Annotated in this window: 19 protein-coding genes; 7 read left to right on the plus strand and 12 right to left on the minus strand. The window is 65.2% G+C overall.

The genetic code is table 11. The features are described from left to right. The 3 genes from IVA78_RS16415 to IVA78_RS16425 all read right to left on the minus strand — a co-directional run. Positions 1 to 192: hypothetical protein (locus IVA78_RS16415; protein WP_247466552.1), on the minus strand; the 192-nt coding region annotated here is incomplete at its 3' end. A gap of 72 nt (positions 193 to 264) precedes the next feature. Further along, the gene (locus IVA78_RS16420) at positions 265 to 1038 is read right to left on the minus strand and encodes an MBL fold metallo-hydrolase (protein ID WP_247281781.1); all 774 of its coding nucleotides are present in this window, start codon (positions 1036 to 1038) and stop codon (positions 265 to 267) included. Positions 1039 to 1050: 12 nt separating this feature from the next. After that, complete coding sequence (locus IVA78_RS16425) at positions 1051 to 1962, minus strand: DMT family transporter (protein WP_247281782.1); 912 nt, start codon at positions 1960 to 1962, stop codon at positions 1051 to 1053. A 95-nt stretch (positions 1963 to 2057) separates the two neighbouring features. Here IVA78_RS16425 and IVA78_RS16430 point away from each other — a divergent pair, with 95 nt between their 5' ends. Continuing rightward, complete coding sequence (locus IVA78_RS16430) at positions 2058 to 2921, plus strand: LysR substrate-binding domain-containing protein (protein WP_247281783.1); 864 nt, start codon at positions 2058 to 2060, stop codon at positions 2919 to 2921. Here the strand turns inward: IVA78_RS16430 and pdeM are convergent. The 4 genes from pdeM to IVA78_RS16450 form a co-directional block, all read right to left on the minus strand. Beyond that, entirely contained in the window at positions 2918 to 3589 is a 672-nt protein-coding gene (gene pdeM / locus IVA78_RS16435) for a ligase-associated DNA damage response endonuclease PdeM (protein ID WP_247281784.1), read from the minus strand. The genes IVA78_RS16430 and pdeM overlap by 4 nt on opposite strands. Before the next feature lie 53 nt (positions 3590 to 3642). Further along, entirely contained in the window at positions 3643 to 6228 is a 2586-nt protein-coding gene (locus IVA78_RS16440; RefSeq protein ID WP_247281785.1) for a ligase-associated DNA damage response DEXH box helicase, read from the minus strand. Positions 6229 to 6457: 229 nt separating this feature from the next. After that, entirely contained in the window at positions 6458 to 7687 is a 1230-nt protein-coding gene (locus IVA78_RS16445) for an ABC transporter substrate-binding protein (protein ID WP_247466555.1), read from the minus strand. A gap of 114 nt (positions 7688 to 7801) precedes the next feature. After that, positions 7802 to 8728, minus strand: a complete 927-nt coding sequence (locus IVA78_RS16450; RefSeq protein WP_247418602.1) for a methyltransferase domain-containing protein — start codon at positions 8726 to 8728, stop codon at positions 7802 to 7804. A 199-nt stretch (positions 8729 to 8927) separates the two neighbouring features. Here IVA78_RS16450 and IVA78_RS16455 point away from each other — a divergent pair, with 199 nt between their 5' ends. The 5 genes from IVA78_RS16455 to IVA78_RS16475 all read left to right on the plus strand — a co-directional run bounded on the left by IVA78_RS16455 (position 8928) and on the right by IVA78_RS16475 (position 14494). Then, the gene (locus tag IVA78_RS16455) at positions 8928 to 9965 is read left to right on the plus strand and encodes a ligase-associated DNA damage response exonuclease (RefSeq protein ID WP_247466744.1); all 1038 of its coding nucleotides are present in this window, start codon (positions 8928 to 8930) and stop codon (positions 9963 to 9965) included. After that, on the plus strand, positions 9962 to 11878 hold the full coding sequence (locus IVA78_RS16460; RefSeq protein ID WP_247281788.1) for a cisplatin damage response ATP-dependent DNA ligase: 1917 nt from the start codon (positions 9962 to 9964) through the stop codon (positions 11876 to 11878). Before IVA78_RS16455 ends, IVA78_RS16460 begins: the two co-directional genes overlap by 4 nt. 227 nt (positions 11879 to 12105) lie before the next feature. Further along, positions 12106 to 12411, plus strand: a complete 306-nt coding sequence (locus IVA78_RS16465) for a DUF6460 domain-containing protein (RefSeq protein ID WP_247281789.1) — start codon at positions 12106 to 12108, stop codon at positions 12409 to 12411. A 21-nt stretch (positions 12412 to 12432) separates the two neighbouring features. Further along, positions 12433 to 13167, plus strand: a complete 735-nt coding sequence (locus IVA78_RS16470) for an MBL fold metallo-hydrolase (RefSeq protein ID WP_247281790.1) — start codon at positions 12433 to 12435, stop codon at positions 13165 to 13167. Between the two features lies 1 nt (position 13168). Continuing rightward, entirely contained in the window at positions 13169 to 14494 is a 1326-nt protein-coding gene (locus IVA78_RS16475) for an MATE family efflux transporter (protein ID WP_247281791.1), read from the plus strand. 129 nt (positions 14495 to 14623) lie between these two features. Here the strand turns inward: IVA78_RS16475 and IVA78_RS16480 are convergent, their stop codons facing one another. Then, positions 14624 to 15721: a quinone-dependent dihydroorotate dehydrogenase gene (locus IVA78_RS16480; RefSeq protein ID WP_247281792.1), complete on the minus strand. Its 1098-nt coding sequence runs from the start codon at positions 15719 to 15721 to the stop codon at positions 14624 to 14626. Next, positions 15718 to 16062 carry a DUF952 domain-containing protein gene (locus IVA78_RS16485; RefSeq protein WP_247281793.1) on the minus strand — a complete coding sequence of 115 codons (345 nt, stop codon included), beginning with the start codon at positions 16060 to 16062 and terminating at the stop codon, positions 15718 to 15720. The genes IVA78_RS16480 and IVA78_RS16485 overlap by 4 nt, the downstream gene beginning before the upstream one ends. Positions 16063 to 16343: 281 nt before the next feature. On the opposite strand from IVA78_RS16485, the gene IVA78_RS16490 reads away from it, so the two are divergent. Then, a complete protein-coding gene (locus IVA78_RS16490) occupies positions 16344 to 16997 on the plus strand; it encodes a helix-turn-helix transcriptional regulator (RefSeq protein WP_247281794.1) in 654 nt (217 codons plus the stop codon). A gap of 103 nt (positions 16998 to 17100) precedes the next feature. On the opposite strand, the gene IVA78_RS16495 is transcribed toward IVA78_RS16490, so the two are convergent. The 3 genes from IVA78_RS16495 to IVA78_RS16505 all read right to left on the minus strand — a co-directional run bounded on the left by IVA78_RS16495 (position 17101) and on the right by IVA78_RS16505 (position 20707). After that, on the minus strand, positions 17101 to 18741 hold the full coding sequence (locus tag IVA78_RS16495; protein WP_247281795.1) for a lysine--tRNA ligase: 1641 nt from the start codon (positions 18739 to 18741) through the stop codon (positions 17101 to 17103). A 192-nt stretch (positions 18742 to 18933) separates the two neighbouring features. Further along, positions 18934 to 19869: a transporter substrate-binding domain-containing protein gene (locus IVA78_RS16500; RefSeq protein ID WP_247281796.1), complete on the minus strand. Its 936-nt coding sequence runs from the start codon at positions 19867 to 19869 to the stop codon at positions 18934 to 18936. A gap of 247 nt (positions 19870 to 20116) precedes the next feature. Next, the gene (locus IVA78_RS16505) at positions 20117 to 20707 is read right to left on the minus strand and encodes an SCO family protein (RefSeq protein ID WP_247281797.1); all 591 of its coding nucleotides are present in this window, start codon (positions 20705 to 20707) and stop codon (positions 20117 to 20119) included. Positions 20708 to 20723 lie beyond the last annotated feature (16 nt).

The raw sequence follows: 20723 nt of genomic DNA on the forward strand, positions 1-20723 counted from the left end.
GCCGCTCTGCAGATAGCGATTGTAATACTTGCGGAAGGTCTGCGAGCAGGTCCCGTGGTGCCGATAGAAGTCGCCGACCCGGTTGAACAATGGCGATCGTCCAGCCTTCACCGCCTCATACTCCGGGATCAGAAAACGCCACTTCTGCAGATAGTTGCGCTCAATCGTCCGGTCATAGCTGTTGTCGCGCATCGGATCGTCCTCCGCTGGAGCGATCCAATCAGCGAATTAGTGAACATGCACAGCAATGACGACGTGGCGACATCACGGCGCCTCGATCACCGTCGGCACGCCTGGCTCCAGCAGGCGCAAGCGCGTCCCGAAGCCGAGCACGTCGAAGGTCTTGCGCAGATCCTCGCTGCTCTGGCGGAAATGAGCCCAGCCTTCGGTGTGCAGCGGCACGATCGTCGCATCGGGAAAGGCACGCGCGGTCTCGATGGTGTCGTTGGTGTCCATGGTGAGATGGAACGGCCCGCGCGTTTGCGCCGCGCCTGCGAAGGGCAGCACCACACCGCATTTGAAGCGGCGCGCGACTTCGGCGACGCCGTCGAACCAGGTGGTGTCGCCGCTGATATAGACCGGCCGCGTGTCCTTCCGGCTCGACGACACCACGAAGCCGATGACGTCGCCGGACAAGGGCTCGATGCCGGCCGGGCCATGGCGCGCGGGCGTCGCGGTGATGGTCAGCGCATTGCCGTCGCCGTCCCTGAGATGCGCGGCGCTCCAGGGCGCAAGGCCCTCGACATGGCCGCCGAGGCGCTTTGCGCCGGCTTCGGTCGTCAGCACGCGCTTGACCTTGCCGAGAAGCTCCCGGCCGGAATTGTCGAGATTGTCGGAGTGCTGATCGTGGCTCAGCAACACGGCGTCGATCGGACCGATTGCGTCAGGCCTGACGGCAGGTCCGATCGTCTTCTCCAGCTTCACATGCGGCAGTTGATAGGCACCGGGCGCGTCGAAGGTGGGGTCGGTGAGCAGGCGAAAGCCGTCGATCTCGATCAGCGCAGTGGGGCCGCCGATCAGGGTGATGGAAACGGGCATGATGAACTCCTGTTACGAGACGAGCTTTGCCGGACGCGTCACCAGATAGATACCGAGCGCGACTGGAATGATCCCGAGCAAATCGCGGGCCTCGACATGCTCGCCGAGCACGAGAAACGCGAACAGCATGCCCAGTGGCGGCATCAGGAAATGATAGGCGCTGGCGGCGGTGGCGCCACACACTTTCAGGAGATGAAACCAGAGCAGGTAGGCGAGGATCGAGCCGCCGAGCACGAGGAAGGCAAAGGCGCCGATCAGGCTCGGGGTGACCACGATCGCGTGAACGTCGGCGAAGGTGAGCGCGACCGGCGCCAGCACGATGCCGGCGGCGAGATTCTGGATGCCGTTGCCGATCCACAACGAGCCCTTCGGCGCCAGCAGCTTGAACAGGATGGTGCCGGCTACGATCGAGGCCAGTGAGGCCAGCGTGAACAGGATGCCGTGCAGGCTGTCGGTGCCGACCGACAAACGGTGCCACACGATGAAGGTGACACCGATGACGCCGAGCAGCAGGCCCGCCGCCTTGCGCCAGGTCGTGCCTTCGCCGAGCAGCAGCGCCGCAAGCGCAGCCGTGAACACCGGATTGGCCGAGACGATCAGCCCGCCGAGGCCCGCGGAGACCGATTGCAGGCCGGTATAGCCGAGCCCGAGATAGAGGGCGTTGTTGGCGATGCCGAGCACGGCGAAGATCGCGGCGTCGCGCCAGGACAGGGACCAGCCGTCGCCTCGAATCCAGGTCGCGCCCAGGATCAGAACGCCGGCCAGCGAGAAGCGCGCGGCGAGCAGGATCAGTGGCGGGCAATAGGTGACGCCGATCTTGCCGGCGATGAAGGCGTAGCTCCAGAGCAGGCAGAACAGGCCGATATAGAGCGGCAGCGGATTGAAACGGCTGCGGGGGACGGCGATCGATGGGGCGAGCGACATGACATTCTCCTGAGCCCTCGATCTAGGAAGGCAGCTTGCCATTTGGAAATTAAATGATTAACTTCCATTCAGTGGATTTTCGAATGGAGGCGGCGATGCTCGATCTCGAGCTGCTGCGCAGCTTCGTCTCGGTGATCGAGGCCGGCGGCTTCACCCGCGCCGGCGAGCGCGTTCACCGCACGCAGTCGACCGTGAGCCAGCAGATCAAGCGGCTGGAGGAGGACGTCGGCCAGGCGTTGCTGCACCGCGACGGCAAAGATGTCCGCCCCACAGAGGCCGGCGAGCGGCTGCTGTCCTATGCGCGGCGGCTGCTCTCGCTGGCCGAGGAGGCGCGCGACGTGCTGCGCCAGCCCGAGGGCGAAGGCGCGATCCGGCTCGGCATTCCCGAGGATTTCGCGGCATACCGACTGGCGAAACTGCTCGGTGCGTTCTCGCGCTCGCATCCGCGCCTGCGGCTCGACGTCCGCGCCGACCAGAGCAAGCATCTGGCCCGTGATCTCGAACGCGGCGAACTCGATCTTGCGCTGTACAAGCGCGAGGCCGGCGCGAAGGACGCCATCGCGGTGTGGCCCGAGCGGGTGCACTGGGTCACCAGCAAGAGCCATCCGGTCGACGTCAACGTGCCCTCGGTGCCGCTGATCGGGTTTCCGCTCGGCTGCATCTATCGCGCCGGCGCCATTCACGCGCTGGAAAGCGCGGGCCGCGCCTGGCACACCGCCTACACGTCATCCAGTCTCGCCGGCATCCAGGCCGCGGTCGCCGCCGGCATGGGGCTGAGCATCCTGTCGGAGATGGCCATCCAGTCCGACCACCGCGTGCTGACCGCCAAGGATGGCTTTGCGCCGATCAACCGCACGGAGGTGGCATTGATGGCCGCGCCCGGCGCCAGCCCCGCAACGCTGCGGCTGGCCGATCGGCTCGCCGAGTTCTGCGATGATGTGCAGGCGAAGGCGGCCTAATAACACCGCGACGCGGCGATCGCGTGGACGCGGCGGTCGCCGAGCAGATGGGCGACAAAGCCGTTGGTCGGAAAGACCTTTGCGAAGGCGGCATCGCGGATGCTGAGGCCGCCAGTATAGGCGCCGAAGGCCGGCATCACGGCCCGCATCCCGTCACTGGCAAAGCAGCGGCGCTCCATCGAGCGGCCGCGCGTGGAAACGCGGGCCTTCGGATGCAGATGGCCGGCAATCTCGCCGCTTGCGCCGGTCGGCTCGTGGCGGAAGGCGATCGGGCCAACCAAGACTTCGTCGGCGGCGGTGCCGCCGAGATCACGCGGCAGCATGGGATCGTGATTGCCCGAGATCCAGATCCAGTCGCGGCCGGTCTGGAGTGCGGCGACAGCGTCGCGATCTTCCGCCGACAAACGCTCATGCGCGGTGCGGTCGTGAAAGCTGTCGCCGAGCGCGATGACGATGCGTGGATCATGGCGGGAGATGACAGCAGCAAGGCGGCTTAGCGTCGCCAGCGTGTCGTAGGGCGGCAGCAGCACGCCGCGGGTGGCGAAGCTGGAGGCTTTTTCCAGATGCAGGTCGGAGACGACGAGCAGGCGCTGCTCTTCCCAGAACAATGCACCGGCGAGGTCGGCCGCGAACGTCACACCGCTGATGGTAACCTTCGAAACGCGCATGTCCTCGACATCTCCTGAAACCTGCGCGCCTGCCGTCACGTCCGAACCTGCTCTTATCCCATGGCCTCTTTGACCAGCTCGTCGGCGGCTTCCGCCAACAGCTCGTCGCCAGCTTCGCCATAAACTGACTCGCGGCCGATTTCCAGCATCACGGGGACGGCGAGCGGGGAAACGCGGTCGAGTTCCCGAAGCGTGATCCGGCCCTGAATACGCATCAGCATGTCGCTGAGACGGCGCAGGTCGAGCAGGCCGGTGGCGGCATCGGCGCGGGCGGCGCGCAAGAGCACGTGATCGGCCTGGTGCTTGCGCAGCACGTCGTAGACCAGATCGGTGGAGAACAGCACCTGGCGCCGGCTTTTCTCTTCGCCGGTATGGCGTCGCGCGATCAGGCCGGAGATGATCGCGCAATTGCGGAAGGTGCGCTTCATGAGCGCCGATTCGGCGAGCCAGGCTTCGAGATCGTCGCCGAGCATGTCGGGGTCGAACAGGGCATCGAGATCGATCCGGCCGTCCCGGATCATGAACGACATATCGCCAAGCGCCCAGACCGCGATCGCATATTCGTTGGCAACGAAGCCGAGCGGCCGGGCGCGGGCGCGTTCGAGACGACGCGTCAGCAGCATGCCGAGGGTCTGGTGCGCGAGACGGCCCTCGAACGGATAACAGACGAGATAATGCTTGTTGGCGCGTGGAAAGCTCTCGACCAGGAGCTCGCGCACCGCGGGCACGCGGGAGACATCCTTTTGCAGCGACAGCCAATCGCGCACCTGCTCGGGCAAGCCACCCCATGCGCGCCCATCATCGAGCAGCCGGCGCACGCGCTCGGCGAGATAGGTCGAGAGCGGGAATTTGCCGCCCATATAGGACGGCACCTTCGGATCCTTGTCATGCGCGCGCGAGACATAGACCTGGTCCTCGACCAGGGTCTCGTAGCGGACCACCTCGCCGCTGAACACGAAAGTGTCGCCGGGGCTCAAGCCCTCGATGAAGGCTTCCTCGATCTCGCCAAGCAGCCTGCCGCCGCGCGCGATCACCCCGGTCGAGCCGCCTGCTTTTCCTTCACCGCCGCGCGAGCGCACTAGCCGCACCTTCAGCATGTCGTCCTCGACGATAGTGCCGACATTCATGCGGTAGCTCTGCCGCACTTTTGGGTTGGCGACGCGCCAGCGTCCTTCCTTGTCCTGCTTGATACGGGCGAAGCGCTCATAGGTCTTCAGCGCATAGCCGCCGGAGGCGACGAAATCGACCACGTCGTCGAAATCCTGCCGCGACAGGTTTGCGTAGGGCGCGGCGGTGCGAACCTCGCCGTAGAGCTCGTGCGAGAGGAACGGCTCGCCGCAGGCGCAGCCGAGCACGTGCTGGGCGAGCACATCGAGCGCGCCCGTGCGCAGCGGCGGCGTGTCCTGCGCATTCTCCGCGATGGCATCGATGGCGACGCGGCACTCCAGCACCTCGAAGCGGTTGGCGGGCACCAGCACCGCGCGCGAGGCTTCGTCGAGGCGGTGGTTGGCGCGGCCGATGCGCTGCATCAGGCGCGAGGATCCCTTGGGTGCGCCGATATTGACGACGAGATCGACGTCGCCCCAGTCGACGCCGAGGTCGAGCGAGGAGGTGCAGACCACGCCACGCAGCCTGCCCGTCGACATCGCGTCCTCGACCTTGCGGCGCTGGGCGACGTCCAGCGAGCCGTGATGCAGGGCGATGGCGAGGCCGTCATCGTTCATGCTCCAGAGATTCTGGAACAGCATCTCGGCCTGGCTGCGGGTGTTGACGAATACCAGCGTGGTCTTGTTCGCCTTGATCAGCTCGTAGATCTCAGGGAGCGCGTGGCGCGCGCTGTGACCGGCCCAGGGCAATCGCTCGCGCGTATCCAGCATCTCGACCAAAGGCGGCGCGGCGCCACCGGCGATGACGATGTCGGCCGCAGCTTCCCTGCCTTCGGGCTGCGGCACCAGGAAGCGCGCGAGCTGCTCCGGCTCGGCGACGGTCGCCGACAGGCCGATCGCACGCAGCTGCGGCGCCAGCCGCCATAGCCGCGCCAGCCCGAGTGAGAGCAAATCGCCACGCTTCGACGTCACCAGCGCATGCAGCTCGTCGAGCACGATGCGCTTCAAGGAGGAGAACAGGAATGGCGCGTCGTCGGAGGACAGCAACAGCGCAAGCTGCTCGGGCGTGGTCAGCAGAACGTCCGGCGGGTAGCGCCGCTGCCGCTGCCGGCGCGACACCGGCGTGTCGCCGGTGCGAGTCTCGACCTTGATCGGCAGCGCCATCTCGGCGATCGGCCGCTCCAGATTGCGCGCGATGTCGACGGCGAGCGCTTTCAGCGGCGAGATGTAGAGCGTGTGGAGACCGCCGCTGCGCTGCAGGCTGCGTCCGGTGGAGACGAGGCTCTTCTTCGCGCTAGCCTCCCGCCGAGCTGCATCAGAAGACAGCTCCACCAGCGTCGGCAGAAATCCCGCCAGCGTCTTGCCGGCGCCGGTCGGCGCGATCAGCAGCGCCGAGCGGTCCTCGCGTGCCTTCTCCAAGAGCGCCAATTGATGGGCGCGCGGCGACCAGCCGCGGGCTGCGAACCACGCGTTGAAGCGGTCCGGCAGCAGCGCAGGCGTCTCGGCCGGGGATTTGAGGATGCGGGGCGGCACGGCATAAGAAGTAAGCCGTGCGCGCGGGTTCGTCGAGGGGTTGAAGCGGCCGAATAGCCGACGCCACTGTCCCTGTCCCCTTGTGGGAGAGGGTGGATCGCCGCGCAACGGCGAGACGGATGAGGGGTCTCTCCCCACGAATCTAACTCTCGTTTGGAGGCGCGGATAAAAACCCCTCATCCGGCGCTTCGCGCCACCTTCTCCCGCAAGGGGAGAAGGAAGAGCTTCCCTACTCCGACATCGGCTTGTCGGAGATGTCCCAGTCCTTGCCGGTGAACGTCGAGATGAACAGCGTCTTCATTGGCGTGTAATTCTCGGGCGTGTAGCTGTAGGTGACGCCGTCGAGGAAATAGGGCGAGTGGAAACCGTTGAGGTTTGATGCCTGCTTCAGCACGTTGGCGCGGGTGAGCTCGTCGCCGCAGCGGCGCAGGATCTCGCCCATGGTCACCGCCTGGCCGTAGCCGGCGAAGGCGATGGTGTTGTCGGGATCGATCGCCGGTGTGTATTTCTTGCGCAGCTCCTCGAACGCCATCACGTCGGGGTCCTTCTCCCATTTCGGCAGGCCGACCTCCTTGTTGTAGCGGATGGCAACGATGCCGGTGGCGTTCTCGAGGCCCGCGGCGCTGAGGATGGAGCGGCCGGTCGAGCCGGCCGACAGCAGCTGCAGCGGTTTCCAGCCGAGCTCGGCTACTTTCCGAATCGACTGCGACGACGCCTTGCCGGTGGAGATGTTGTAGAAGACATCGGCGCCCGACTTCGAGAGGTTGATGAGCTGGGAATCGACCGTCGGCTCGGTGAGATCGTAGGTCTGCTCCATGATCACCTGCGCGGTGCCGCCGGCATCGGCCAGCACCTTCTTGAAGGGACCCAGGAAGTCGCGGCCGAAATCGTCGTTCTGGTAGAGGATGCCGATCTTGGCGTTCGGCTTCACGCTGACGACGTGCCGGGCCAGTATGCGCGCCTCGGTCGGGTAGAGCGGCAGGCCCGCCATGGTCCATTTGAACTCTTTCGGGTTATTCCACTTCGACGCCCCGGTGTTGAGCAGGAGCTGCGGCACGCCCTTGGAGTTCAGGTATTTGTGCACGGCGGTCTGCGGTGCGGTGCCGAGCGAGCCGTAGAGCGCCAGCACCTCCTCCTGCTCGACCAGGCGCCGCGTCGCCTCGACGCATTTCGGGGCGCTGTAGGCATCGTCCATGGTGAGGAACTTGATCTTGCGCGCGTTGATGCCGCCCTTCTCGTTCAGCATCTGGAAATATGCCTCGCCAATGCGGCCGAGCACGCCGTAGAGCGAGCCGGGGCCGGAATGCGGCACGGTCTGCCCGATCTTGATCTCGGTGTCGCTGGCCCCCGCATCGTATTTCTTCTCCGCGGCCCAGACATAAGGCGCAGGCAAAGTGGATGCGGCAATTGTGGCGAGCGCGGCGGCGCTGAAGTCGCGCCGCGATGGATTCTTGGTCATGTTTGTTTCTCCCTGTGCGCGCATTGTGCTGGCACCGCCGCACGGCTCGCAAGTGGGAAGTCGCAGCTTTGCGACGCAATGACGCTCAAATTGCCAGGCGATTAGCGCCTAGACTCAAGTTTTCTCGGCAACGGCGACGAGGCCGCGCACCGGCTCGTTGTTCTCGTTGCGCGGCGAGGCCGGCTCCAGTGTCAGCAGCTTGAGCCCGGCTTTCGCGATGGCGGCGCGCACATATTCCGCGGAATGGGCGTAGCGCAGGCCTTCGCCGAGCACGATGCCGCTGCCGTCATGCGTCTCCAGCGTGAAGGCCAGCACGCCGCCGGCTGCGAGCACGCGCTTGGCCTCGGTGAGCACCGGCGCAAGATCAGAGAGATAGACGAAGGCATCCGCGGCAACCACGAGGTTCGCGCTCGCATCACTCTTGTCGCGCAGACCTTCGATCATGTCGGCGACTTCGAGCTCGGCATAGAGATTGGTGGCGCGCGCCTGCTTGATCATGCCGGGCGACAGATCGATGCCCACGAAATGATCGACCTGCTTGGCGAAGGCGGCGGCCGCGAGCCCGGTGCCGCAGCCGAGATCGATGGTGCGCTTGAAGAAGGCGGGCTTCTTGGCTGCCGCGCGTGAGGCCAGCACCGCCTTGAAGATCAGGCTCGGGGCGCGGTAGCCGAGATCGTTGATTAGCGTGTGCTCGAAGCGCGGCGCATATTGATCGAACAGGGCCTGCACATAGGCCTTCGGCATCTCCGCCATCTCGGCATCACCGAGCCGCATCAGATGCAGGCCGGCGCCGTGCTGATCCTCGGGATCGGACCTGAGCGCTTCACGAAACGCCGCGATGGCCTTGTCGCGCTCTCCGAGCTGCTGACGGACTTCGCCGAGCGTGAACCAGGCCGAGGTGAAGTTCGGCGCGAGCTCGATCGCCTGCTCCAGCAGGTCCGCGGCCGCGGGCAGATCGCCCTTGAGTTGGAGGTCGCGCGCGAACTCGAAGCGGCGGTCGGCCATGAGATCGCCGGAGGTCAGGAACAAGCGCAGCGGCATAGGAACTCGGCTCGTCATTGCCGGGCTGACCCGGCAATCCATCAAAAAACGACTGTTTAAGTGGATGGATGCGCGGGTCAAGCCTCCGCCCATTGGCTTCGGCGGGCTTTTTACACCGCCGGGCCGGCGAAGCCTAACGGAGACGGCAAGCCCGCGCATGACAGGTGAATTCGGGGCGCCTGCCTCCTATATCGTCTCCATGCGCCCGCAAGACATCCTGCTGCCAGTTGCTGCCGGCCTGTGCTGCAAGCCCGGCGGCTTCCATATCGACCCCGTGCGCCCGGTTGAGCGGGCGGTGATCACCCACGGCCATTCCGATCATGCCCGCGCCGGCCATGGCGCGGTGCTGGCGACGCAGGAAACGCTGGACATGATGCGGCTGCGCTATGGCGAGCATTTTGCAGGCTCGACGCAAGCGATCCGCTATGGCGAGGAGGTCCGGCTCGGCGACGTCACCGTCAAGTTTCACCCGGCCGGACACGTCTTGGGCTCGGCACAGATTGCGGTGAGCTGCAAAGACACCTGCATCGTCGCCTCCGGCGATTACAAGGACGCACCCGATCCGACCTGCACGCCGTTCGAGCTCGTGCCCTGCGACGTTTTCATTACCGAGGCGACCTTCGGGCTGCCGGTATTCCGTCATGGCGATGCCGCCGACGAGGTGAAGAAGTTGCTCGCCTCCGTCGCCCTGTTTCCGGAGCGCGCGCATCTCGTCGGCGCCTATTCGCTTGGCAAGGCCCAGCGCGTGATCGCACTCTTGCGCCAGGCCGGCTACGACGCGCCGATCTACCTGCATGGTGCGATGGAGACGATCACGCATTACTATCAGAGCCGCGGCATCGAACTCGGCGAGCTCAGGCCCGCGAAAGGCGTGAAGAAAGCGGCGCTCGCCGGCACGATTACGCTGGCACCGCCGTCGGCAACATCCGATCTCTGGACACGGCGCTTCCCCGATCCTCTTACCGCCTTCGCCTCCGGGTGGATGCGCGTGCGCGCCCGAGCGCGGCAGCGCGGCGTCGAGCTGCCGCTGGTGATCTCCGACCATGCCGACTGGGACGGCCTCACCGCCACGATCGGTGCGACAGGTGCCGGCGAGATCTGGGTCACCCACGGCCAGGAAGACGCGCTGGTGCATTGGTGCCAAAGCAAGGGCTTGAAGGCGCGGCCGCTTGATCTCGTCGGCTATGGCGACGAGGAGGAGAGCGAGACGCCAATTGAGGGCGAGGCGGAGGCATGAACCGCTTCGCCGAGCTTCTGGACCGTCTCGCCTACGAGCCCGGCCGCAACAACAAGCTGCGGCTGATCACCGGCTATTTCCGCGAGGTCGGCGATCCCGACCGCGGCTACGCGCTGGCCGCGCTGACCGGCGCGCTGAGCTTCAAGCACGCCAAGCCGGCCCTGATCCGCGATCTCATCGCCGCGCGCACCGACCCGGTGCTGTTCGGGTTGAGCTACGATTATGTCGGCGATCTCTCGGAGACGGTGGCGCTGATGTGGCCAAAGCAGGCGCATGGTAATAACGAATCCTTTCCGGGCTACCCCTCTCCCCAGCCCTCCCCCACATCCGCCTTCGCTCTTCGAGCTTCGACGGACGAGAGGGGGGAGGGAGCGCAGCGGAGTACTGCGCAATCACCTGATGCTTCAGTAACCATCGCAAAACAGTCCAAGCGTGAGGGACACACGAGCCTCACCGTTCCCTCCCCCCTTGTGGGGGAGGGTCAGGAAGGGGGGTACCGCGGGCGCGATACCAATGTGTCCTCTCACCCAAGCAACCACAACAGCCCGCCACCCCCATCCCTCACCGAAGTCGTCACCACACTGCGAACGCTCGGCAAGACCGAGCTGCCAAGGCAACTCGAACGCTGGCTTGACGAGCTCGATGAGACCGGCCGCTGGGCGCTGCTGAAGCTCGTCACCGGTGGGCTTCGCATCGGCATCTCCGCGCGTCTTGCCAAGACCGCGGTAGCGGCGCTCGGCGACAAGGATCCGCACGAGATCGAGCTGATCTGGCCGGGGCTCGCCCCGCCGTATCTCGACCTCTTCGCGTGGCTCGAGGGGCGCGCCGAAAAGCCCGTCAATCGCGATCCGGCGCCGTTTCGGCCCGTGATGTTGGCGCATGCGATCGAGGACATGGATTTCGCCGCACTCGATCCCGCCGATTACATCGCCGAATGGAAATGGGACGGCATCCGCGTGCAGGCGGTGGCAGGGCGCGATGATCGCGGCCACATCACGGCGCGGCTCTACTCGCGCACCGGCGAGGACATCACGGGAAGCTTTCCCGACCTCGTGCCGGCGCTGCGCTTGCCCGGCGCCATCGACGGCGAGCTGCTGATCCTGCGTGAGGGCCGCGTGCAGAGTTTCAACGTCCTGCAACAGCGGCTGAACCGCAAGGTGGTCTCGCCGAAGCTGATCAAGGAATTTCCGATCCACTTGCGCGCCTACGATTTGCTGGGCGACGACGAGAACGATCTGCGCGAGCTGCCGTTCGCGGAACGGCGTGAGCGGCTGGAGACCTTCATCGCAAAGCTTGACGATCCCCGCATCGACCTGTCGCCCACCATCCCGTTCGCAAGCTGGGAGGCGCTGACCGCTGCGCGCGCCGATCCTGCCAGCGCCGGTGCGGGCGAAGATGCGGACGCGGTCGAAGGCGTGATGCTGAAGCGGCGCGATGCGCCCTATATGCCGGGGCGGCCGAAGGGACAATGGTGGAAGTGGAAGCGCGACCCGCACATCATCGATGCCGTGCTGATGTACGCGCAGCGCGGTCATGGCAAGCGCTCGTCTTATTATTCCGACTACACGTTTGGCGTCTGGACCGCAGGCGATGGCGGCGACGAGTTGGTGCCGGTCGGGAAAGCCTATTTCGGCTTCACCGACGAGGAGCTGTTGCAGATCGACCGCTTCGTCCGCCGCAACACCACCGAGAAATTCGGCCCCGTCCGCCATGTCGTGCACGAGCCGGACAAGGGGCTGGTGCTGGAGGTCGCTTTCGAAGGGCTCCAGCGCTCGCCGCGACACAAATCCGGCGTCGCCATGCGTTTTCCCCGCATTAGCCGCTTGCGCTGGGACAAGCCGCCGCGCGAGGCCGATCGGCTGGAAACGCTGGAAAGGATGCTGAAGGCGGAGGCGGCGGAGATCGAGGCGTGAAAGCGCGCTGAGTCGAGGCTCGTTTCTCGCCCAGGCAGAGGTGCGCTCCCTCTCCCGCAAGCGGGAGAGGTTTGCACCGCGCCCGCGGCGGGCGGCGCGCCCAAATCGTGGCCCTGGCGCTGCCCGAATTAAAATGCGGTAAGCTGATTGACGCACCGTTGCGGGTTCCCCATGTGCCCCGCGGTGACCTATAATCGGGGCGAATCCCCGTTGAGGAGTTTCTTGCGATGGCCCACGACGTCAGAGATTTGCCGGCTGGCCGCAGCGATGGCCTGAACCGCTTTCTCGGCGGCACGCCGCTGGCGGTCGCGTTTCGGCTGGTCCTGCTCTCGATCCTGGTCGGCGTCGTGCTGGCCGCGATCGGCTTCGATCCCTGGAATATCATCTACAGCATCCGCCTGTTATTCCAGCGGCTGTGGGATCTCGGCTTCGATGCCGTGAACTGGCTGTGGCGCTACTTCCTGCTGGGCGCGGTCATCGTTATTCCGATCTGGCTGCTGTCGCGCGTGTTCGGCGCGCCGCGCGGCAGGTAAGGATTTAGGGGCCCGCAGCCGATGCAACTACGCTTTGTCGGCTGCGGTGACGCCTTCGGCTCCGGTGGCAGGCTCAACACCTGCTTCCACATCTCGGGGCGCGAGACCAATTTCCTGATCGATTGCGGCGCGTCGGCTCTGCCGGCCCTGAAACGGCTGGAGATCGAGCGCAATGACATCGATCTCATTCTCATCACACATTTCCACGGCGATCATTTCGCCGGGCTGCCATTCTTCCTGCTCGACGCCCAATTCTCGCGGCGGACGCGGCCGCTGACGATTGCGGGCCCGCAAGGCATCGAGATGCGACTAACGCAGGTGATGGAAGCGCTGTTCGAGCACTCCTCGAAGACAAAACAAGGTTTCGAGCTCTCCGTCGTCGAACTCGCGCCTCAGCAAAGCCAGAGCTTCGACGCAGTGACAGTGACGCCCTACCCGGTCGTGCACGGCCAATCCGGCGGGCCATTCCTGGCCTATCGCGTCGAGGCTGAGGGCCGCACGCTCGCCTACAGCGCCGATACCGAATGGACGGAGACGCTCATTCCGCTGGCGCATGGCGCGGATCTTTTCATTGCCGAAGCCTATATGTACGAGAAGGCGGTCAAGAACCATCTCAGCCTGAAGACCTTGGAACAGCATCTGCCCGCGATCGGCGCAAAGCGCCTCGTCCTCACCCATATGAGCGAGGACATGCTGTCGCGCCTGGACGACATCGAGCATCTCGCCGCCGAAGACGGCATGGCGCTCGTGTTCTGACATGCACGCGCCCGTTCATCCCAGGATCGGTTCCCGCCAGGTGTTCGCCATCGCCGGGCCTGCGATGGTCGCGAACCTCACCACGCCGCTGATCGGCGTGGTCTCGACCACAGCGATCGGACGGCTCGACGATGCGGCGCTGCTCGGCGGCGTCGCGATCGCGTCAGTGATTTTCGACTGCCTGTTCTGGCTGTTCGGCTTCCTGCGCATGAGCACGCTCGCCTTCACCGCGCAATCGCTGGGCGCTGGTGATACGCGCGAGCCGACCGCGATCCTGGCGCGCGGTTTCATCGTTGCTGGCCTGATCGGCGCCGCGCTGATCGCACTGCAACTGCCGCTCGCCGCGATGCTGTTCGACCTCATGGGCGGCAGCGAGGGCGTGACGCAGGCCGCGAAGACGTACTTCAAGATCCGGATCTGGTCGTCGCCGTTCGCGCTCGCCAACTACGTCATCCTCGGCTGGCTGATCGGCCAGGCCCGCGCCAATTCGGCTCTGTTGCTTCAGGTCGTCATCAACCTCGTCAACATGGCGGCGACGATCCTGCTGGTGCTGGTCTACGACACCGGCATCGCCGGCGCCGCGAGCGCCGCGCTGTTGTCGGAAGCCGTCGGGTTCGCCCTTGGCGTGATCGTCTGCCGCTATTATGCCGGCGGCGGCTTCGCCGTCCCGTACGCTACGCTGCTCGACCGCGAGAAGCTCCTGCGGATGCTGGCGGTGAATTCGGACATCCTGATCCGCACCGCGGCGCTGATCGCCGTGTTCCTGTTCTTCACCGCCAAGGGCGCACAGGCCGGCGACGTCATGCTGGCCGCCAACTCCGTGCTCAACAACTTCCTGCTGGTCAGCGCCTTCTTCCTCGACGGTCTCGCCAACGCGGCCCAGCAGCTCTGCGGCCGCAGCCTTGGCGCACGCGATGCCAAGGGATTTGCCGATTCGACCCGGCTGGTGCTGCTGTGGGGACTCGGCTTTGCAATCGTCGTCGCGGTGCTGTTTGCGCTGTTCGGGCCGGCCCTGATCGATTTCATGACGGCGAGCGAAGACGTCCGCCGTACCGCGCGCGACTTCCTGCCGTTCGTTGTACTCGCGCCCCTACCCGGCGTCTTCGCCTTCGGCTTCGACGGCATCTACATCGGCGCGACCTGGGCGCGCGAGATGCGCAATTTGATGCTGGCCTCGCTCGCGATCTTCCTCGGCACCTGGTGGGCGCTGCAATCGTTCGGCAATGCCGGACTGTGGAGCGCCCTGCTGGCCTCCTACGTCTCGCGCGGCGGCTTGCAGGCCGCGCGCTATCCGGCGCAGTTCAGGGCGACGTTTTCGAAGCCGTAGAAAGATCGTACCCGAGATGTTCGTGTCCCGGACGCGCTGCAGCGTGAAACGCTGCTGCGCAGAGCCGGGACCCCGTGGCTTGTGGGCCCCGATCAGCACCGCACCGCCCAAGGCGGCGCGGAGTCCACCTTACATCCCCGGCCAATCTTCCGCCGTGAGCGTCGCCGCATCCGCGCCGACGATCTCGGAGAGCGAATCCCGCCCGGTGCGGAGCAGCGTCGAGGTCAGGTCGCGCTTGATCTCGTCGACGAGGCCGAGTCCTTTGTAGACCAGCGACGAATAGAGCTGGATCAAGCTGGCACCGGCGCGGATCTTGGTCAGCGCGGCCCCGCCCGAATCGACGCCACCAACGCCGATCAGGGGAAATGCGCCCTCGACGCGCACATAGGTCTCCGCGACCATGCGCGTCGACAGGCGGAATAGTGGTCGTCCGGACAGACCGCCCTGCTCCCTGGCGCGCATCTCCTCGCGCAGCGTGGTCGGTCGCGCGATCGTCGTGTTCGACACGATCATGCCGTCGACCCGGCGCGAGCGCGCCACCTGCACGACATCGTCGAGCTGAGCAAGGCTGAGATCAGGCGCGATCTTGAGCAGCACCGGCGTGTCGCCCGCCTTCTGGCGCACCCGTTCCCGCGCGTCGATCACGCGTGCGAGAAGATCGTCGAGCAGTGCGCCTTCCTGCAAATTGCGCAGACCCGGTGTGTTCGGGGAGGAGACGTTGACGGTGAAATAGCTCGCAACCGGCGCAAAGGTCTCGATCAGCTTGACGTAGTCGCCGACGCGATCGGGTGAATCCTTGTTGGCGCCGACATTGACGCCGACGATGCCGCCGTGCGCTGCGCGCGCCGCGAGCCGGCGCAAGGCGACGTCCGCGCCGTCATTGTTGAAGCCCATGCGGTTGATGACGGCCTCGTCGCGCTCCAGCCGGAACAGCCGCGGCCGCGGGTTGCCGCTTTGCGGCTTCGGCGTCACCGAGCCGATCTCGACGAAGCCGAAGCCGAGCCGCAGCAACGCATCCGGCACCTCGGCGCTTTTGTCGAAGCCCGCGGCCATGCCGATCGGATTGGGGAAGTTGAGCCCGAAGGCGCGCACCGCGAGCTTGGGATCATCAAGGCGCGGCTTGACGGGTGGCAAGAAGCGCAGACCCTGGATCGCGAGCCGATGCGCATCCTCCGGGTCGAGCCAGCGCAGCACCGGCAGCGAAAACGCGTCGAAAGCGCGGATCACGGGGCAAGCTCCGGAACATCGTGACCGCCGTCGGAACGCAAGTTGAGGTTCATCACAGCGATCACCGCGCCGAGATCGAGCTCGCCATAAAGGTGCGGAAACAGCTCGTCATTGCGCGATCGCTCCCAGCGCAATTCGCTGCCGAGCGCATCGCCGTCGACCTCCACCAGGAACAGCGCGCGCTGCCCGACATAGTGCTTGCGCAGGGTCTCGGGAACCTGGGTGGCGGTCGAGAAATGGATGAAACCGTCGCGCGCATCGTCCGCGCTGCCACGGTAGACACCCTGCCGTTCCGCCTCGCGCCAGGCCGAGGCCGGACAGATTTTGTAGATCTTGACCACCGCTACCGCAGTCCTGTTTGCTCTTTGAGTTTTTTGGGATTTTTCGTCTCTCGCGGGTCCTCAAAACCCGGCCGCGACCGTAAAGGCGGCCCCTTCTGAACTCAAGACCTAGAGCCTTTCCGTTCCGATGAAATCGGAACGGGCCTCTAGACTCTTGTTTTGACGCGTTTTCTTGACGCGAACCGGTGCCCACTTGGCTTGAAAAAGCTTCTGCCCACCACCCCTTGCGCGAAAAACGGAAAACCGGTTTGATTTGAGGACAGTTTTCCTGAGTTGCTTCGATGGTCAAACAGGCCAAAGCGCAGAGGATGCTGACTCACGACCAGATCTGGGTCGCGCTGGATCGGCTGGCGGCGCGCGCCGGGCTTTCGCCATCCGGCCTTGCCAAGCGCGCGGGGCTCGATCCCACCACCTTCAACAGGTCCAAACGCGTCACCTCCGACGGCCGCGAGCGTTGGCCCTCGACGGAATCGATCGCGAAGGCGTTGGCGGCGGCCGGCGCCTCGATTGACAGCTTTGCCAGGCTGATCGACGAGGACGCCGGCGAGCCTCACTCGGTGCCGCTGCTCAGCTTCGCACTCGCCGGTGCGAGCGGCGCTTTCGACGAATCGGGCCTTCCATCCGGCAAGGGCTGGACCGAAATCGCGCTTCCCACCGCCGAGAACGGCCACGCCTTTGCGCTGGAGATTTCCGGCGATGCGCTCCAACCAGCCTATCGCGACGGCGACGTCATCCTGGTCTCGCGCGGCACGCCGATCCGCAAAGGCGATCGCGTGGTGGTGAGGACCAAAGCGGGCGAGATGGCGGTCGCGACGCTGAAGCGCCGCACGGCAAAGGCGCTGGACTTGCAGCCGTTCGATGCATCACAGGCGGAGCGGGCGATCGCGGTGAGTGATGTCGCCTGGATGGCGCGGATCGTCTGGGCGAGCCAGTGATTGCGCCCCGCCTGGCGTGGTGAACCAGGCGATGACATCACCCGCGCCGCGCGTTTCGCCGTGGCCCTCGGCAAGGTCAAGTACAAGCAATCGGGACTACGTCCTACGCACTCCGCGCCAGCGCGCCGTCGATCATGTTGACCGCGTTCTGGATGCCGTAGACCGCGACGAAGGAGCCGAAGCGCGGGCCCTTCTCCTGACCGAGCAGCACCTGGTAAAGCATGTTGAACCAGTCGAGCGTGACGCCGGGACGGCCGTCCTTGCCCTTCTTGACCTGATCGAGGAACGGCTCGCGGCGGCCGACCTCGTAGACGACGTTCTGAATGTCCTCGGCCGAGGCGTCCTCCGGCAGTTGCGACAGCGCATCGCGCAGGTCCTGTAGCGCGGCACGCTCGCTATCAGTCGGCTCGCGAAATTGCTTCGTGGGCGCGACGAAGTCGCGGTAGTAGTTGATGGCATAGCCGACCATGGCATCGAGCTTCGGATGCGTCTGCGGGCTCACGCCGGGACGGTAGCGGCCAATAAAACCCCACAAGGTCTCGGCATTCTCCGCGTTCGACGACGACACCAGCGTCAAGAGGAGCTGGAAGGTGACGGGCATGTCGCCTTTCGGCGGATGGCCGTTATGAATGTGCCAGACCGGATTGCCGAGCTGCTGCTTGGCATCCTGCTTGGCAAAGCCGTCGATGAATTGCTGGTAATCGTCGACATTGCGCGGGATGACGTCGAAATAGAGCCGCTTGGCCGCCTTCGGCTCACGGTACATGAACAGCGACAGCGATTCCGGCGAGGCGTAGCGTAGCCATTCGTCTATGGTGAGGCCGTTGCCCTTCGACTTCGAGATCTTCTGGCCCTTCTCGTCGAGGAACAGCTCGTAGTTGAAGCCTTCCGGCGGCGTGGCGCCAAGCGCCCTGGCAATCGCGCCGGACAGCTTCACGGAGTCGATGAGGTCCTTGCCGGCCATCTCGTAGTCGACGCCGAGCGCGACCCAGCGCATCGCCCAATCGGCCTTCCACTGACACTTGACGTTGCCGCCGGTGACCGGCGTTTCGACTTCCTGGTTGGTGTCAGGATCGACATAGGTCACCGTGCCGGCCGCGACATCGCGCCGGATCATCGGCACTTGCAGCACCACGCCTGTCGTCTTGCTGATCGGCAGGAATGGCGAATAGGTGGCGCGGCGGTCGGGCCCGAGCGTCGGCAGGATGATCGCCATGATCTTGTCGTAGGCGGCCAGCATCTTAAGCAACGTCGCATCGAAGCGGCCCGATGTGTAGTAATCGGTCGAGCTCGCGAACTCGTAGTCGAAACCGAAATGGTCGAGGAAGGCGCGCAGGCGCGCATTGTTGTGCGCACCAAAGCTGTCATGCGTGCCGAAGGGATCGGGGACGCGCGTGAGCGGCTTGCCGAGATTGGCTTCCAGCGGCGCCCGGTTCTGCACGTTGTCAGGCACCTTGCGCAGGCCATCCATGTCGTCGGAGAAGGCGAGCAGGCGCGTCTTGATCTTGTCCTCGGTCAGCACGCGGAAAGCATGGCGCACCATCGAGGTGCGCGCGACCTCGCCGAACGTGCCGATATGCGGCAAGCCGGAGGGACCGTAGCCGGTCTCGAACAGCACCTCGTCCTTCGGGCTTTTCTTCAGCCGCGCGACGATCGCCTTCGCCTGCTCAAACGGCCAGGCGTTGGATTGTTCGGCGAGCGCACGCAGGTCGCTCGGGCTCGCGGCAAGATCGATAACGGACATCAGGGCCTCCGGGCCGCGGAAAATAGCGATTTCCGGGCAGAATGCAATTTTGTGGGCGAGTGTCAGACCCTCACCCTGAGGAGCGCGCTGTTCGCGCGCGTCTCGAAGGGCGAGGCCATCAGTGGGGCCTTCATCCTTCGAGAGGCTTGCTACGCAAGCCCTCAGGATGAGGATCTGAGAGCAGCGAAGAACCTAAAACGGGCTCACCGAAAAATACCGCAGCCACAGATCGGTGTAGCGGCCTTTTTCCCAGACGCGGAACAGGGCCCAGTTCAGGGCCTGGCGCAGCACGTCGTTGCCCTTGCGCACGGCGATGCCGATGCCCTCGCCGAAGAAGCGGCTCTCGACGAAGGGGCCGCCGGAGAAAGCGCAGCAATCGCCGGAATCGGTGCCGTTGATCCAGAACGCGAGCGAGATGGCGTCGCCGAAGATGAAATCGACCTCGCCCTTGCGTAAAGCGCTGCGGAGCGCATCGTCATTGGGATAGGCGTGCAGTTCGGCGTCGGTGAACATCGCCTTGAGATAAGCTTCGTGCGCGGAGCCGGCGATGACGCCGACCTTCTTGCCTTCGAGATATTCGGGCCGGATTTCCGGCATCACCGCGTCCTTGCGCGAGACGAAACGCGCCGGCACCCGGTAATAGGGATCGGTGAAATCGACGCGGGCGCGGAGCTGCGGGCTTACCGCCATCGAGGCGATAATGGCATCGCCGCGGTTGGAGGTGAGCGCGTCGACCAGCGTCTCGAAGCGGCGCATCTGCACCGTGCAGGTCACCTTGATCTCGTCGCACAATGCGCGGGCGAGGTCGACGTTGAAGCCGGCCGGATTGCCGTCGGCGCCGGTGAAGTTGAACGGCGGATAGTCGGTCTCGGTCAGGAAACGGATTACGGTCAGGCGTGACAGGTCCGGCCGCTCCGGACGGCGCCGCGGATCCCAAAAACCGGGCACGGCCTGGGGGGCGGCCTGGGGCACGGTTTGCGGCGTGGCCGGGGGCGCAGTGGGCGGCCGCTTGGCTGGTGTCTGGGCATTCGCGCCGGATAGGCCCGCGAGCAGGCACCCGCCGATGGCCAGCCGGCGCAGCAAGCTACGGGCAGATTTCGACGATTTCGCCTGTTGCGATGGTGCCATCGGCCGGAAATGAACTGATATCGGTGGGATCGGAGGGCCTTATAGACCATTCGGCCCGGAACGCGAGCGCTGAATGCGGACAAGGTGACGGTGCGCTCCCTCCCCCCGTGCCGGGGGGGAAGGCGGAGGAGAGGGTGTTTCAACAACCAAGAAATCCCTCGGAGCAAAGAGCTATCACCCCCGCCTCCGCTGCACCTCTCCCGCAGGCCAGGTAGGAGGGTGAGCTCGCGGTGCGATCGCGCTCTTCTTAGAGATACCGCTTCAGCTCTGCCGCCGCCTCGTCCGGCGTCCGCTTCAAATTGAACGGCGAGACGAAGCGGCCGTCGCGGTCCATCAGATAGATCAGCGCGGTGTGGTCCATGGTGTAGTCGCCGTCCTTGGTCGGGACCTTCTTGGCGTAGACACGGTAGGACGTGATCACCTTGGCGATCTCGGCGGGATCGCCGGAGAGGCCCTCGAGATGCGGATCGAAGCTCGACAGATAGTCCTTCATCGCCGCCGGCGTGTCGCGCTCGGGGTCGACCGAGATGAAGATGGCATTGACCTTGTCGGCATCCTTGCCCATCGCGCGCAGCACTTCCGAGATCTCGAACAGCGAGGTCGGGCAGACGTCGGGGCAATGGGTGTAGCCGAAGAAGATCAGGGTCGGCTTGCCCTTCAGGTTCTTGTCGGTGACGGTCTTGCCGTTCTGATCGGTGAGCTGGAACGGACCGCCGATCGTGGCCGGCTGCGCCACCTTGCTCATCCCGCCCATGGCCCAGAACATGATCAGGAGCCCGACAATGAGGCTTGCGGCGAAGGCGGTTGCGATCACCAGCGGACGGGCGATGGAGCTCATTGGCGGAACACTTCCT

The sequence above is a fragment of the Bradyrhizobium sp. 137 genome (assembly GCF_023074095.1).
Classification (GTDB): Bacteria; Pseudomonadota; Alphaproteobacteria; order Rhizobiales; family Xanthobacteraceae; genus Bradyrhizobium.